Source organism: Herminiimonas sp. NPDC097707 (assembly GCF_044761395.1).
In the GTDB taxonomy this organism is placed as follows: domain Bacteria; phylum Pseudomonadota; class Gammaproteobacteria; order Burkholderiales; family Burkholderiaceae_D; genus Oxalicibacterium.
This window is the reverse complement of record NZ_JBIWCI010000001.1, coordinates 511,103-525,028: the sequence shown is the minus strand read 5'-3', so window position 1 is coordinate 525,028 and position 13,926 is coordinate 511,103. Positions and strand designations below refer to the sequence as shown.

At 54.5% G+C, this 13,926-nt stretch carries 14 protein-coding genes; 4 read left to right on the top strand and 10 right to left on the bottom strand.

The window, feature by feature from the left end:
- Positions 1 to 76: 76 nt before the first annotated feature.
- The 4 genes from pstB to pstS all read right to left on the bottom strand — a co-directional run bounded on the left by pstB (position 77) and on the right by pstS (position 3,928).
- Positions 77 to 859 carry a phosphate ABC transporter ATP-binding protein PstB gene (gene pstB, locus ACIQW9_RS02440; protein ID WP_402332502.1) on the bottom strand — a complete coding sequence of 261 codons (783 nt, stop codon included), beginning with the start codon at positions 857 to 859 and terminating at the stop codon, positions 77 to 79.
- An 18-nt stretch (positions 860 to 877) separates the two neighbouring features.
- The gene (gene pstA, locus ACIQW9_RS02435) at positions 878 to 1,750 is read right to left on the bottom strand and encodes a phosphate ABC transporter permease PstA (protein WP_402332499.1); all 873 of its coding nucleotides are present in this window, start codon (positions 1,748 to 1,750) and stop codon (positions 878 to 880) included.
- On the bottom strand, positions 1,747 to 2,739 hold the full coding sequence (pstC, locus tag ACIQW9_RS02430) for a phosphate ABC transporter permease subunit PstC (RefSeq protein WP_402332497.1): 993 nt from the start codon (positions 2,737 to 2,739) through the stop codon (positions 1,747 to 1,749). The genes pstA and pstC overlap by 4 nt, the downstream gene beginning before the upstream one ends.
- Before the next feature lie 145 nt (positions 2,740 to 2,884).
- A complete protein-coding gene (pstS, locus tag ACIQW9_RS02425) occupies positions 2,885 to 3,928 on the bottom strand; it encodes a phosphate ABC transporter substrate-binding protein PstS (protein WP_402332495.1) in 1,044 nt (347 codons plus the stop codon).
- Positions 3,929 to 4,106: 178 nt separating this feature from the next.
- On the opposite strand from pstS, the gene ppk1 reads away from it, so the two are divergent.
- Both ppk1 and sixA read left to right on the top strand, forming a co-directional pair.
- The gene (gene ppk1, locus ACIQW9_RS02420; protein ID WP_402337830.1) at positions 4,107 to 6,206 is read left to right on the top strand and encodes a polyphosphate kinase 1; all 2,100 of its coding nucleotides are present in this window, start codon (positions 4,107 to 4,109) and stop codon (positions 6,204 to 6,206) included.
- Positions 6,207 to 6,210: 4 nt separating this feature from the next.
- Complete coding sequence (gene sixA / locus ACIQW9_RS02415; protein WP_402332492.1) at positions 6,211 to 6,681, top strand: phosphohistidine phosphatase SixA; 471 nt, start codon at positions 6,211 to 6,213, stop codon at positions 6,679 to 6,681.
- A 108-nt stretch (positions 6,682 to 6,789) separates the two neighbouring features.
- Here the strand turns inward: sixA and ACIQW9_RS02410 are convergent, their stop codons facing one another.
- A complete protein-coding gene (locus ACIQW9_RS02410; protein ID WP_402332490.1) occupies positions 6,790 to 6,993 on the bottom strand; it encodes a DUF1059 domain-containing protein in 204 nt (67 codons plus the stop codon).
- Between the two features lie 258 nt (positions 6,994 to 7,251).
- Here ACIQW9_RS02410 and ACIQW9_RS02405 point away from each other — a divergent pair, with 258 nt between their 5' ends.
- Positions 7,252 to 8,301, top strand: a complete 1,050-nt coding sequence (locus ACIQW9_RS02405; protein WP_402332487.1) for an asparaginase — start codon at positions 7,252 to 7,254, stop codon at positions 8,299 to 8,301.
- A 136-nt stretch (positions 8,302 to 8,437) separates the two neighbouring features.
- Here the strand turns inward: ACIQW9_RS02405 and ACIQW9_RS02400 are convergent, their stop codons facing one another.
- The 4 genes from ACIQW9_RS02400 to ACIQW9_RS02385 all read right to left on the bottom strand — a co-directional run bounded on the left by ACIQW9_RS02400 (position 8,438) and on the right by ACIQW9_RS02385 (position 11,867).
- Positions 8,438 to 9,475 (bottom strand): glycosyltransferase family 4 protein, encoded by a 1,038-nt coding sequence (locus ACIQW9_RS02400; RefSeq protein ID WP_402332485.1) that lies wholly within the window; start codon positions 9,473 to 9,475, stop codon positions 8,438 to 8,440.
- Positions 9,457 to 10,341 (bottom strand): UDP-2,3-diacylglucosamine diphosphatase, encoded by an 885-nt coding sequence (locus ACIQW9_RS02395; protein ID WP_402332483.1) that lies wholly within the window; start codon positions 10,339 to 10,341, stop codon positions 9,457 to 9,459. The genes ACIQW9_RS02400 and ACIQW9_RS02395 overlap by 19 nt, the downstream gene beginning before the upstream one ends.
- The gene (locus tag ACIQW9_RS02390) at positions 10,338 to 11,129 is read right to left on the bottom strand and encodes a GNAT family N-acetyltransferase (protein WP_402332480.1); all 792 of its coding nucleotides are present in this window, start codon (positions 11,127 to 11,129) and stop codon (positions 10,338 to 10,340) included. The genes ACIQW9_RS02395 and ACIQW9_RS02390 overlap by 4 nt, the downstream gene beginning before the upstream one ends.
- A gap of 183 nt (positions 11,130 to 11,312) precedes the next feature.
- Positions 11,313 to 11,867 carry a hypothetical protein gene (locus tag ACIQW9_RS02385; protein WP_402332478.1) on the bottom strand — a complete coding sequence of 185 codons (555 nt, stop codon included), beginning with the start codon at positions 11,865 to 11,867 and terminating at the stop codon, positions 11,313 to 11,315.
- A gap of 227 nt (positions 11,868 to 12,094) precedes the next feature.
- Here ACIQW9_RS02385 and ACIQW9_RS02380 point away from each other — a divergent pair, with 227 nt between their 5' ends.
- Positions 12,095 to 13,216, top strand: a complete 1,122-nt coding sequence (locus ACIQW9_RS02380; RefSeq protein ID WP_402332475.1) for an ABC transporter substrate-binding protein — start codon at positions 12,095 to 12,097, stop codon at positions 13,214 to 13,216.
- A 30-nt stretch (positions 13,217 to 13,246) separates the two neighbouring features.
- On the opposite strand, the gene ACIQW9_RS02375 is transcribed toward ACIQW9_RS02380, so the two are convergent.
- Positions 13,247 to 13,852, bottom strand: coding sequence for a DedA family protein (locus ACIQW9_RS02375; protein WP_402332473.1), 606 nt, complete (start codon positions 13,850 to 13,852; stop codon positions 13,247 to 13,249).
- Positions 13,853 to 13,926: the final 74 nt, after the last annotated feature.

The following is a 13,926-nucleotide window of genomic DNA, read 5'->3' as shown; positions in this document are numbered from 1 at the left end:
CTCCTAGATAAATTCTGTTTGATCGTCGCGCGCAGGCCTTGGTCTCCTGCCTGCGCAATATTGTTTTTTTACCGAATCAGCCGAAGCGACCGGTAATGTAGTCCTGCGTATCTTTCTTGTTCGGATTCATGAATATCTGATCGGTTTCGCCGAATTCAACCAGCTCGCCCAGATACATGTAAGCGGTGTAATCGGAACAGCGTGCGGCCTGCTGCATATTGTGCGTGACGATGGCAATCGTGTAATCGCCCTTCAGTTCGCTGATCAGTTCCTCGATTTTTGCAGTCGAGATCGGATCAAGCGCCGAAGTCGGCTCATCCAGCAACAATACATCCGGCTTGACCGCTACACCGCGGGCGATGCACAGGCGCTGCTGCTGGCCGCCGGACAGGCTGAGGCCGCTCTTGTTGAGCTTGTCCTTGACTTCCGTCCACAGCGCCGCCTTGTTCAGCGCCCATTCGACGCGCTCGTCCATTTCGCCTTTCGGCAGGTTTTCATACAGACGCACGCCGAAAGCGATATTGTCGTAGACCGACATCGGGAATGGTGTCGGCTTCTGAAACACCATGCCGACCTTGGCGCGCAGCATATTGACGTCCTGGCCCGGCTCGAGAATATTCTTGCCGTGGTACATGATCTTACCTTCCGCGCGCTGGCCCGGATACAGATCGTACATGCGGTTGAAGGTGCGCAGCAGCGTAGATTTTCCGCAACCGGAAGGGCCGATGAAAGCCGTCACCTTCTTGTCGTGAATATCCAGATTGATATTCTTCAAGCCCTGAAAATTTCCATAGAAAAAATTCAGGTTGGCAATTTCGAGAGTTTTTTTTGTCATGTCCACAGACGTTTCAGTAGTCATAGTATTGGCCTGAAAAAATCAGTTATTTATTTTTTGATTGAACAGCGAGCGCGACAGAATGTTCAGGGCCAGTACACTGAAGGTAATCAGCAAGGCGCCGCCCCATGCCAGCGAACGCCAGTTGTCGTAAGGGCTCATCGCAAACTGGTAAATCACCACCGGCAGATTCGCCATGGGCGCATTCATGTTGGCGCTGTAGAACTGGTTGTTCAATGCGGTGAACAGCAAGGGTGCGGTTTCACCGGAAATACGCGCCACTGCCAGCAGCACGCCGGTAATCACACCCGCCTTGACCGCACGCAAACGCACGAAGGTGGCAACGCGCCAGCGCGGCGCACCCAGTGCAAATGCCGCTTCTCGCAGACTGGTCGGTACCAGATTCAGCATATTGTCGGTGGTACGCACGACGACCGGAATCGCAATCAGCGAAATCGCAAAACTGCCGGCCCAGCCGGAGAAATGCTTGACGTTCGCCACGTAAATTGCATAGATGAACAAACCAATCACGATGGACGGCGCCGACAACATGATGTCGGTGACAAAGCGCGTAACCTTGGCAAACCAGCTGACTTCGCCATATTCTGCCAGGTAGATGCCGGCCAGAATGCCGATCGGCGTACTGATGAAAACAGCAGCGCCTACCATCAGCAGACTGCCGACGATCGCATTCATCAAACCACCGCCTTCGCTGCCTGGCGCCGGCGTGGTTTGCGTAAAGATCGCCAGATTGATGGCGCCCACACCCTTGATCAGCAGCGTGAACAAAATCCACATCAGGAAGAACAGGCCTACCATCATCGCCAGGAAGGACAAGGCAATGCCGACACGGTGTATCAGCAGGCGTTTGCGGTAGACCGGATTCATCGGTTCTTTGAAAGCTTCAGTCTTCATTTGGCGCCTTCCTTGCGGGACATGCCCATCAACATCAACTTGGCAGCCGACAGCACGATAAAGGTGATCACGAACAGGATCAAACCCAGTGCAAACAGCGAGGACACATGCAGCACCGATTCCGCTTCGGCAAATTCATTCGCCAGCGTCGATGCAATACTGTTACCCGCCGCGAACAGCGACCATGACAGCTTGTGCGCATTGCCGATCACAAAGGTAATCGCCATCGTCTCGCCCAGTGCACGCCCCAGGCCAAGCATGACGCCGCCGACCACGCCTATGCGCGTATAAGGCAGAACGACCTTGCGCACCACTTCCCACTTGGTGCAACCGAGCGCGTAGGCAGATTCCTTCAATACCGGCGGCACGATTTCAAACACATCGCGCATTACCGAGGCAATGAAGGGGATGATCATGACGGCAAGGATAATGCCCGCCGCCAGTATGCCTATGCCCATCATCGGCCCTTTGAACAATTGACCGATCACGGGAACATTGCCCAGCGTGCCAGCCAGTGCCGGCTGGATGTAATCGGCGAACAAGGGAGCAAACACGAACAAACCCCACATGCCGTAAATGATGCTCGGCACACCGGCCAGCAGTTCGACGGCGGTTCCCAGCGGGCGCTTCAGCCAGGCCGGGCAGATTTCAGTGAGGAATAATGCAATACCGAAGCTGATCGGAAATGCAATCAGCAAGGCAATGAATGAGGTAAGCAAAGTACCGACGATGGCAATCGCCGCGCCATACTGGTCGTTGACGGGATCCCATTCAACGCTGAATATGAAAGGCAGGCCGAATTCTTTTAATGCAGGCCATGCTCCTATCATCAGGGATGCAATGATGCCGAGTAAAACGAACAACACGCTCAGCGCGAAGATGAACGTGATTTTGTGAAACAGAAAATCCTGCAGCCGCTGCCTGCGCATCGTCGCCATCAGCGCCTTGCTGAAGATGCCACTGTCAGTGTTTTCTTTGTCAGGATTCATTGCGTGGGCAGAAAGTACGTTGGGAGTTGCGCTCATAATATTGGGTAGCTGATTTGGTAGCTGAGTAAGGCTGTCGCCATGTCGAATCAATTGCACGCATCATGACGACAGCCCTTGTAACGTTAAACAGCGGTAACTGCAGTTTTTACCAAACAGCCTTGCCGGAAGCGTCTTTCACATTTGCTTTCCAGGATTCCTGAACCTGTTTCACGACCGCAGGCGGCATCGCAACATAGTCCAGCTCGGCAGCCATTGCACCGCCGTTTTTGTAAGACCAGTCAAAGAATTTCAACACTTCTTTTGCACGTTCAGCCGATGCCTGCGATTTGTGCAAGAGGATGAACGATGCGCCGGTGATAGGCCAGCTGGCTTTGCCGACCTGATTGGTCAGGACCACGCCCATGCCCGGGGTTTTCGCCCAGTTTGCACCTGCAGCTGCAGCCTTGAAGCTGTCATCGTCCGGTTGCACGAATTGACCGTCACGGTTTTTTAACTGGGTGTGCGACATTTTGTTCTTCTTGGCATATGCGTATTCAACATAGCCGATCGAACCCTTGATACGCTGTACGTTGGCTGCAACGCCTTCGTTACCCTTGCCGCCTACGCCAGCCGGCCATTTGACTGCAGTACCTGCACCAACCGTCGTTTTGAACTCGGCATTGGTTTGCGACAGGAAATCGGTCCACAGGAAAGTCGTGCCCGATCCATCCGAACGGTGAACTACCGTGATATCCGCATCAGGCAATTTCACACCCGGGTTCAACGATGTCAATTGTGCATCGTTCCATTTGACGATCTTGCCGAGGTAGATGCCGGCGATGACATCCGATGTCAGTTTCAACTGACCTGGAGCCACACCTTCCACGTTCACGATAGGAACGACGCCGCCCATAATCGCCGGGAATTGCAGCAAGCCTTCTGCTTCCAGTTCTTCAGCCTTCAATGGCATGTCGGAAGCGCCGAAATCGACGGTTTTTGCCTTGATTTGCTTGATACCGCCGCCGGAACCGATCGATTGATAGTTCATGCCGGTGCCACTTGCTGCCTTATAGGCTTCTGCCCATTTGGAATAAATCGGGTAAGGAAAGGTCGCACCGGCACCAGTAATATCGGCAGCCACTGCGGAAGAAAACGCCACTGCTGCACCTGCAGCAATTACAGCGGTTTTAACAAATTGATTCAAGCGCATATCTGCTCCTTAGGGTTATCTAAATAAGACAGTGCGAACTTTAGCGAACAATTATGACAGCTTTATGACTTCGCAAAAATCATGTCACAAACTTGATTTTGCACAAAAATGGCTGTCATTAAGTTGTCATAATGAGTCACTACACTCTGCGGGATTAGCCATGGCCAAAGTCAAGAAAATGCTCAAGAAAGCCGCAGCAGAAACCGCTCCTGCCTCCCCTCTTCCGCAAAGTGCAATCTATCTGAACCGGGAATTATCCCAGTTGGCGTTCAATCGCCGCGTCCTGGCGCAAGCTGAAAATCCGGCCGTACCCCTGCTGGAACGCCTGAAATATTTATGTATAGTCAGCAACAATCTGGATGAACTGTTTGAAGTACGCATCGCCAGCCTGCTGGCCAACAATCATCTGGATGGTGAAGTCTTCGAACCACCGGCACTATCTGCAGCGCTGGCCATCGCCGGCGCGGAATGCCACAAGATCGTTGAACGCCAGTATCGTCTGTTGAATGAAGAAGTGTTGCCGCAACTGGCGCGACAGGGTATCCATCTATTGCGCGATCAGGATCGCAATGAAGCGCAACGTGCCTGGGTCAAGGCCTATTTCGACCGCGAAGTGCGGCCGCTGCTGACGCCGATCGGACTCGATCCGGCACATCCTTTCCCGCAAGTCGTCAACAAGAGTCTGAATTTCATCGTCGAGCTGTCCGGCAAGGACGCCTTCGGCCGCGGCACCGCGATTGCGATTTTGAAAGCGCCACGCGTACTGCCCCGCGTCATCCAGTTGCCGCCTGAACTGTCGAAGAACGGCGTTTCATTCTGCCTGCTGTCTTCGATTATTCATGCCCATATCAAGGACTTGTTCACCGGACGCGACGTATTGGCGTATTCGCAATTCCGTGTCACGCGCAACAGCGATTTGTGGGTCGATGAAGAAGAAGTCAAAAATCTGCGCCAGGCTTTGCAGGGAGAATTGCAAAGTCGCAATTTTGGCGTTGCCGTACGGCTGGAAGTTGCCAAGAACTGTCCACCGCATCTCTCGCAATTTTTGCTGGAACAATTTTCCATCGACAAGAACCGGCTGTATGCGGTGGATGGCCCCGTCAACATGGTGCGTCTGTCGGAATTGATCGAGCACGTCAACAAGCCTGAACTGCGCTTTCCGCCCTACTCGCCTGCCTATCCACACAAGCTGGCAAATGTCGATCTGTTCGGTGTCATCGGCAAACACGATGTACTGCTGCACCATCCGTTCCAGTCCTTCCAGCCGGTACTTGACTTCATACGCTTGGCCGCACAAGACCCGGACGTGGTGGCGATCAAGCAAACCATCTATCGCACCGGCATGAATTCCGACTTGATGGAATCGCTGATCATCGCCGCGCAACGCGGCAAGGAAGTCACCGTGATCGTCGAGTTGATGGCGCGTTTCGATGAAGAAGCCAATATCAACTGGGCGGACAGGCTTGAGCGCGCCGGCGCGCAAGTCGTGTACGGCGTAGTCGGACTGAAAACGCATGCAAAACTGGCGCTGGCGATCCGTCGCGAAGAAGGTGCATTGCGTTATTACGCACATCTGGGCACCGGCAATTATCATCCGAGCACCACCAAGTTTTATACCGATTTCGGCCTGCTGACGGCCAATCCGGCGCTGGCCACCGAAGTCAATGAAATCTTCATCCACCTGACCAGCCTGACCAAACCGAAAACGCTCACGCATCTGTGGCTGGCGCCGTTTGCCCTGCAAAAGGAATTCATACGCGCCATCCGCAACGAAGCGAAGATAGCCAGGGCGGGACGACCCGGCCGCATCATCGCCAAGATGAATGCGCTACTGGATGAATCGGTAATCCGCGCCTTGTATGCGGCGTCGGCAGATGGCGTCAAGATTGATCTGATCGTGCGCGGCGCCTGCGCCTTGCGACCCGGCGTGCCGGGCTTGTCGGAAAACATACGCGTGCGCTCCATCGTCGGACGCTTTCTCGAACACAGCCGCATCTATTATTTCCGCAACGATCTGGCGCATGACATTTACCTGTCCAGCGCGGACTGGATGAATCGCAACCTGTTCCGCCGGATTGAAGTCGCTTTTCCGATTCTCGATCCCACCCTGAAAAAACGGGTGATCGCGGAAGGTTTGAATCCCTACCTCAAAGATAATACGAATACTTGGGAACTGGATACCAATGGCGTCTATCAAAAGCGTAAACCACGCAGCAAGGCGAGCGCCTTCAGCGCACAACAATATTTGATGCAGATTCTGGGTAACCCGGTGGAGTAACACCATGGAATTGATCTTGTGGCGGCATGCAGAAGCGGAAGTGGGCGAGCCCGATGAAGGCCGCGCATTGACCGCAAAAGGCCACAAGCAGGCATGGAAAATGGCCGAATGGCTGGATCATAATCTGCCCAACAGCTGCAAAATTCTGGTCAGTCCCGCCACCCGCACGATACAGACTGCAGAAGCATTAGGGCGCAAGTTCAAGATTATTGACGATCTGGCGCCCGGCTCGACCCCCGAAAAAATTCTGGCAGCAGCACATTGGCCTGACAGTCGCGAACCGGTACTGATCGTCGGCCATCAGCCGACGCTGGGACAACTGGCCGCGCTGCTCGTTACCGGCACCGCACAAGACTGGACCATCCGCAAAGGCAATGCCTGGTGGATAGTGCAGCGCGAGCAGGATGAAATCGCCGGCAATTTTTTGCGCGCCGTCATGGCACCTGATTTACTCAGCAAGCAAGTCAGCAAATAAATCCGCCAACATCCAGCACCGCACGCATGCCTCAACGTGCGGCGCCTCTGTCTTCGCCAGATAAAACTCAACTTGGCGACCCGCCATCTCCTCCGCTCCGCTGGTTGATCAACGGTATTCAACCGGCGGCGTGCCGTCTTTGAACAATTGCCGGATTTGCTGCCTCAACTCCGGTGTGTCGACATGTTGGTGTACGGCGACCGCATGTTGCACGGCGACTTTCATCAACTCATCTTCACTATCTGCCGCAATCGCGACCGAACAATTCATGTCGCTGGGAAATTCCCGGCAATCGATATATTTGCGTGTCATGATCAACTCCATGCTTCATTCAGGAAAGAAAATCGGGCGCATGTCAGCGCGCCGATCTCAGTATAGGAAATACAGCGAACAAGTCGATGCTTAAAAAGCGACTGCATAGTCGCGCACCATCTTCTTTTCATCATGCCGTCGCATACATCTATTTTTAACGATAAAAAACGGTAATATCGTGATGCTCGCATTCCGCGAGTGAAGCACCGAGATTGAAATATTGATGAATCCAATTTCCAAATCAAAGGTAGACACGCAATGACAAAATTAAAAAAGACCGTACTCAGCCTGTTGCTGGCAGCAAGCTTGCCTGCCTTCGCACAAAGCAAACCGGTCGTGCAATTCATTGCAACCGGCGGCACGATCGCGATGAAGATCGATCCGGTAAAAAATGCGCCGGTACCTGCCATCTCCGGCGATGATCTGCTGGCCACCGTGCCGGATGTAGCAAAATACGCGACCATCGAAGTCAACAATCTGTCCAACGTGCCGTCGGATTATATGGACCCGACGCGCTGGGTCGCATTGACCAAGGCCGTGCAAACTGCAGTCGATCGCCCGGAAGTTGCCGGCGCCATCGTCTCGCACGGTACGGATACGCTGGAAGAAACCGCATACTGGCTGGATTTAACGGTGAAATCCAGCAAACCGGTGATCCTGATCGGCGCCCAGCGCAATGCCTCGGTTTCCGACTTTGACGGCCCGCGCAATCTGCTGAACGCGGTACGCATCGCCGTCGATACGCAATCCAAGGACAAAGGCGTGTTGCTGGCGATGAACAACCAGATCAATGCAGCGCGTTCGGTCACCAAAACGCACACTGCCAACGTCGAAACATTCAAGTCAGGCGACTTTGGCTTTCTGGGCGAAGTCTATCCGGACCGCGTGATTTACGCTTCCACACCAGTGCGTCGTCAACACATTCCGATCCGCACGGACAAGATGCCTGAAGTAGAAATTTTCGCCATGTATGGCGGTGCAAATGGTGTCGCCGTGCGCAATGCGGTTGATCGTGGCGTCAAGGGTATCGTGGTCGAAGCCTTGGGTATGGGCAATATGAACGTCGCCATGCTGGATGCCGTGAAATATGCGGTTTCCAAAAAAGTGCCGGTCGTCGTCACCACCCGCGTACACAATGGCCGTGTCATGCCTAGCTACGGTTTTGAAGGCGGCGGCAAGACTTCTTTTGAAGCCGGCGCCGTAATGGCCGACGATCTGAAGGCGGCAAAAGCACGCATCCTGCTGATGCTGTCGCTGCAAAATGGCGTAAACAGCCAAGCCGATCTGCAAGCAGCATTCAGCCGCTAATCGCAGCAAGCCCAGGCACAACAATGTGCCTGGGCTCAGTGAACATCCCGCCGAAACGGCATCCGCACAAGACAAACGAGCTGCATTTTTCTGCGCAGGCTCAACCGCAATCAGCGCTACCAGACCCGGATGACAGTTATGCCAGCGAGGATCGCACCGTAAGCCGGCGATCGTTCTTGCGCACCGGATGCAGATGTTGCAGGAACTGCTGGGTCGCCACACTCCACGAGTAACACAGCGCATGTTCCCGCACCACCGATCGCTTTAATTTCAGGGCTTCAAAACAGGCACGCGTCAAATCCGTATCGAGGATGCCGGCTTTGCCATGCGCCACCACGTCGATCGGCCCTTCGACCGGATAGGCCGCCACCGGCACGCCGCAAGCCATCGCCTCGATCAGCACCAGGCCGAAGGTATCGGTGCGACTCGGGAACACGAACACATCGGCGCAGTTGTAATACGCCGGCAGGGCTTCATGCGGCTTGGCGCCGAGAAAGCGCACGTCCGGATATTTCTTTTCCAGCTCGTCGCGCATGGGGCCGTCGCCTATCACCCATTTGGCGCCCGGCAAATCCATTTTCAGGAAAGCCTCGATATTTTTCTCGACTGCGATGCGGCCCACATACAGATAAAGCGGACGCTGCAGCGACGCTTCCTCGCGCGGCCCCGGCTTGAAATAATGGGTGTCCACGCCGCGACTCCATTGCACGACATTTTTGAAACCGCTCTGCTCCAGCGCGTCCTGCATGCGCGGCGTCGGCACCATCACCGCCTTGGCCGGGCCATGAAACCATTTGAGCCAGCGATACGTCACTGCCAGCGGCAGATGAAAGCGAGCCCGCAAATATTCAGGGAAACGGGTGTGATAGGCAGTCGTGAAATCCAGTCCGCGGTTGATGCAGTAACGCCGCGCCGCCAGGCCCATCGGCCCTTCCGTTGCGATGTGTATGCAATCCGCATCGAAATCGTCCAGCGCGGACGCCACCTTGCCATAAGGTTTGTAGGCCAGGCGAATTTCCGGATAGGTCGGACAGGAATAACTGCGCATATTTTCCGGCGTCACCATCAGAACCGCATGGCCGCTGGCACGCAATTGCTTGCGCGTGGCCTTCAATGTATTGACGACACCGTTGACTTGCGGTGCCCAGGCATCCGTTACGATGGCGATACGCATAGGTCATTTACCTTTTCATGTTTGGCTGATGTGTGCGGCATTACAATTTCCTGCCAGGTGACGAGCCGCAATTCACCGCTCTGCTCCTCGACCAGTGCCGACAGGCTTTCCACCCAGTCGCCGTCGTTGCAGTACAGGATGCCGTCGATGTCGCGGATTTCCGGTTTGTGGATGTGGCCGCAAATCACGCCATCCAGCCCCCGCTGTCTGGCTTCTGCAGCCAGCGCATTTTCAAAGGAAGAGATGTAGCTGACTGCATTTTTCACCTTCAGCTTCAGGTATTGCGACAGTGACCAGTAAGGCAAACCGGCGCGGGCGCGCCAGGCGTTGAACCACTGGTTGAACTTGAGGATGAGTGAATAAAGATAGTCGCCGACGTAAGCCAGCCACTTGGCACAGGCGATCACGCCATCGAAACGATCGCCGTGCAGCACCAGCATGCGCTTGCCTTGCGCCGTTGTATGCACAAGCTCGTCACGCACCCGAATACCGCCGAAATCCAGATCGATAAATTCGCGTATCGCTTCGTCGTGGTTGCCCGGAATGAAAATAACTTCCGTCCCCTTCTTCGCCTTCTTCAATACGATTTGCACCACATCGTTATGCGCCTGCTCCCAGTACCAGCGACGCTTCAATTGCCAGCCATCGATGATGTCGCCAACCAGATACAGGGTTTCCGATTCCGTCTTGCGCAAAAATTCCAGCAGACGTTGCGCCTGACAGCCGGGAGTGCCCAGGTGTATATCGGAAATCCAGATCGTGCGGAATCGAACAGGAGCGCGAACAGGAGCACGAGCCGGATCCCGCTTGTCGCCAGAGGCAGCATCGATAAAATCATTCGTCAGGAACCGGTCGCGCGGCTTCATGATGGCGCATCCTCTTTGGCACCGTCTTTGACGCCGTCCTTTAAATAGTGGCGCGCGTACCGGCTATCAAGTTTGGCCAGCGGCAGCATCATGAACAGGTCGGCGCTGTGAAAATCAGGGTCCCATGCCGGTTCGCCGCATATCCACGCGCCGCTGCGCAGGTAACCCTTGATCAGCGGTGGAATCGCAGGATGGTGGCCGGCTTCGCGTGCCGCAACCGGAAACGGCAGATGCGGTTTGACGCGATATTCAACCGGCGCAAGATTGCTCTCGGCAATCGCGTGATACAGCGCGGCGGCATTATGACCGCCATCTGCCAGGCTGATGCTGGCGCAACCGATCAGGTATGTGCACTTTTCCTTTTGCATGAAGGCGGCAATCCCGGCCCACAACATCATGATGACTGCGCCGCTACGATATTTTGGATGGATGCAGGCGCGGCCTGCTTCGGCAATACGGTCTCGCAGATGATCGAGCCGACCCAGATCGAATTCCTGCTCGGAATAAAAGCCACCGGCCTTGCGCGCGGCTTGCGGGCTAAGCACGCGGTAAGTGCCGACCACTTTGAGAGTAGTCGAGTCGCGTACGATCAGATGATCGCAATACGCATCATATTCATCCTTGTCGAGGCGATCGGCATTTGCCAGCGCGGTCAAACCCATGCCTTCGATAAAGACCTTGTAACGCAAACGCTGTACTTCCCGCACTTCTTCCGGTGTGCTGGCCATGCTCAAAGTCAGTCTGGGGGAAGCGGAGGTAGTATCGGCAGAAGCATTCAGTAATCGCATGTGTCGTCCTTTGTATTGTGACGAGCCAAGCGTAACTGGCGATTACTTCAGCAAAATGACAGGAGCATGTCATTTTCATGACACGACAACAGTCGCACAGCGCAATAAAAAAGCCGACGCAGGCGCATCGGCTTCGATCTTCACTTACTGCGCAACACCTCTGGTGTGCTGCGCCGCATGCACTTACTTGTCCTTCTTGGGGCGACCGGCCTTGATCGGAGCCAGCGCAGCAATCACGGCATTCAGTTGGCTCAGCCCCATCGTCTTGATCAGCGCAACGCCGGCACGCAACAGCTCGCTTTTCTTGACCGATACGCCGGATTTCAAAAAGGCTTTTTTGACGTCGCTCAATACCTGGTACTCCACTTCCGGCATCGTGAAACTGTCTCTGACCAGTTTGGCCTTCTTGACCTTTTCTTTTGTCGGCACGGCCGGCTTGGCAACTTGCGGCGCTTTGGCGACTGTCGTTTTTACAGACTTGGTTACAGGCTTGGCTACAGATTTTTTTGCAGGCTTGACCATAGGCTTCTTGCCGGCGGTGGTATTTGCAACGGTCTTTTTAACGGCAGGAGCGGCTGCTTTCCGGGGCGTCGTCTTGGATAGAAATGTCGACTTCGTCACACGTGCTTCCGGTTTCGCAGTGACGGCCTTGACTGCAGGCTGGGCTGCTTTTTTGGCTACGGCTTTTTTTGCCACTGCCTTCCTGGCTGGCGCCTTGACTGTATTTTCTTCCGACACAATGCACTCCTTTTTATAAATAGTATAAATAATATATATAGTTTATTCCATCAACGCAAGCCGATTGAAATTACATACCTGCTGCACCAGCATATTCATTCGCCCCTGGCTTGCCTATCGCGGCTAAAATTTCCTTTCCTCACTTGTTGTATTCCGTCTCAATTCATCGTCAGGTCATAATTCCCAAGCAGAATCCCTGTCTGATCCGACAACCCTCCTGCCTATTCATGATCTTTCGATTCCTGTGCTCATTCTCTGTCGCTGTGACAGTATTCCTGATGCCTTCTGCCGCGTTTTCTGCAGATGAAACCATCGTCATCGGCCAGGCAATCGATTTATCCAGTCCGAATGCCGCTATTGGGCGCGACTATGTCGCCGGTATCAAAACCTATTTCGATGCGCTCAATGCCGCCGGCGGCATTGCCGGCAAAAAGATTCGTTATATCGTGCGCGACGATCAGGCGACACCGGCCGTTGCAGTCAGAATCGTGACCGAATTGATCGAACGCGAACAGGTCGATTTCCTGCTTGGCGGCGTGGGCGACAAGGTGACGCAGGCAGTGCTGAATGCGCCGGCCTTCAAACGCAGCAATCTGGTTTTATTTGCGCCTCTGGTCGATGCCGTCGATTTGAACGACAGCCGTGTTTTATTCTGGCGCCCGACTTATCTGCAGGAAGTGCGGCATATCCTGTCGCATTTCGCGCCGCTGGGAATCAGGGATGTCGGCATTGTTTATCAGGATGGGCCATCCACGCAGGAGGCATTTCGCAGTCTCTCCAGCGAATTGCGTGGGCGCGGTTTGACTCTGAGCGGTACGCTGCGTTTAGGCGATAACGAAAAACAGAATTCCCAGGAAGTCGCCCGGCTTGCCGCGACCAAACCGGGCTTTGTCATCGTGATTGCCGATACGATCAGCACCTCACTGTTTCTCAAGGAATTCCGCAAATTTTCGCCGCAAACCTATGTAACCGGAACCTCACTGATCAACCTGGATACCTTGCGTGAACTGGCCGGTGCTCGTGCCGTGGAATGGACGGTATTTTCACAAGTGGTGCCGAATCCCAATGCAGGCAAAAGCGCGATCCAACTCGAACATTTGTCGATGATGAAAAAATATCGCGACGAACCGCCTTCATCGCTGACGCTGGAAGGATTCGTCATCGCCAAGGCGCTGACCAGGGCGATTCAGAAATCGAAACGCCCGGTGCGCATGGCGCTGCAGGATTTTCTGGCGCAGGATGCCGATATCGATCTTGGCGGTCTGGCGATCAGTTCTTCAGGCAGGAACAATCATCTTTCAAATTACGTCGATATTGCCCTGTTCAAGAAAACCGGCCTCATATTCTGATTGCGATGCGTCTGATTGCGATGCATCTGATTACGATTGCTGCGGCTTGAAGCGTATGAAGCGATAAACGTAGACGGCAATCACCAGCAGCAGCAGTACGCCTTTCGAGAGCGGGTCCATATAGTGTTCGACCTGTTCGTACTGCGATTGCATCAGGTAACCCGCCACCGCCAGCAAGGCCGTCCAGATCAGTGAACCGATGGTCGAATATGCCAGAAACGGCAACATCGGCATGCGCACTATGCCGGCCGGCACCGAGATCAGTGTGCGTATCGCCGGAATCAGGCGGCCGAAAAATACCGCCGCCGCACCATGCCGTGCAAACCATGTGGAAGCAACATCGATATCGCGCGACGACAGTGTCATCCAGCGGCCATGCTTGTTGGCGATACGCTTGAGCCTGTGCTGGCCGAAGATCGCACCGGCGTAATACCAGGGCAAGGCGCCCACCACCGAACCGGCGGTGCCGGCCAGTATGACCAGCACGATATTCAATTCGCCGCGCGCAGAAACGAAGCCGGCCAGCGGCATGATCAATTCGGATGGAATCGGCGGAAATACATTTTCCGCCAGCATCAGCAGAAAAATACCCAGGTAGCCGCTTTGCGACACGATATCGACGATGCTATTGAACAAGACAAACTCCAGAAACAAGTGAACAGAACTGCTGATGATGGCAACACCCTACGGCATGCAAGCGCTGCACCTAC

Coding starts and splice junctions, on each gene's coding strand:
- pstS (WP_402332495.1), bottom strand. CDS start 3,928: ATGCGCTTGAATCAATTTGTTAAAACCGCTGTAATTGCTGCAGGTGCA.
- pstC (WP_402332497.1), bottom strand. CDS start 2,739: ATGAATCCTGACAAAGAAAACACTGACAGTGGCATCTTCAGCAAGGCG.
- ACIQW9_RS02405 (WP_402332487.1), top strand. CDS start 7,252: ATGACAAAATTAAAAAAGACCGTACTCAGCCTGTTGCTGGCAGCAAGC.
- ACIQW9_RS02390 (WP_402332480.1), bottom strand. CDS start 11,129: ATGCGATTACTGAATGCTTCTGCCGATACTACCTCCGCTTCCCCCAGA.
- sixA (WP_402332492.1), top strand. CDS start 6,211: ATGGAATTGATCTTGTGGCGGCATGCAGAAGCGGAAGTGGGCGAGCCC.
- pstB (WP_402332502.1), bottom strand. CDS start 859: ATGACTACTGAAACGTCTGTGGACATGACAAAAAAAACTCTCGAAATT.
- pstA (WP_402332499.1), bottom strand. CDS start 1,750: ATGAAGACTGAAGCTTTCAAAGAACCGATGAATCCGGTCTACCGCAAA.
- ACIQW9_RS02395 (WP_402332483.1), bottom strand. CDS start 10,341: ATGAAGCCGCGCGACCGGTTCCTGACGAATGATTTTATCGATGCTGCC.
- ACIQW9_RS02380 (WP_402332475.1), top strand. CDS start 12,095: ATGATCTTTCGATTCCTGTGCTCATTCTCTGTCGCTGTGACAGTATTC.
- ppk1 (WP_402337830.1), top strand. CDS start 4,107: ATGCTCAAGAAAGCCGCAGCAGAAACCGCTCCTGCCTCCCCTCTTCCG.
- ACIQW9_RS02400 (WP_402332485.1), bottom strand. CDS start 9,475: ATGCGTATCGCCATCGTAACGGATGCCTGGGCACCGCAAGTCAACGGT.
- ACIQW9_RS02410 (WP_402332490.1), bottom strand. CDS start 6,993: ATGACACGCAAATATATCGATTGCCGGGAATTTCCCAGCGACATGAAT.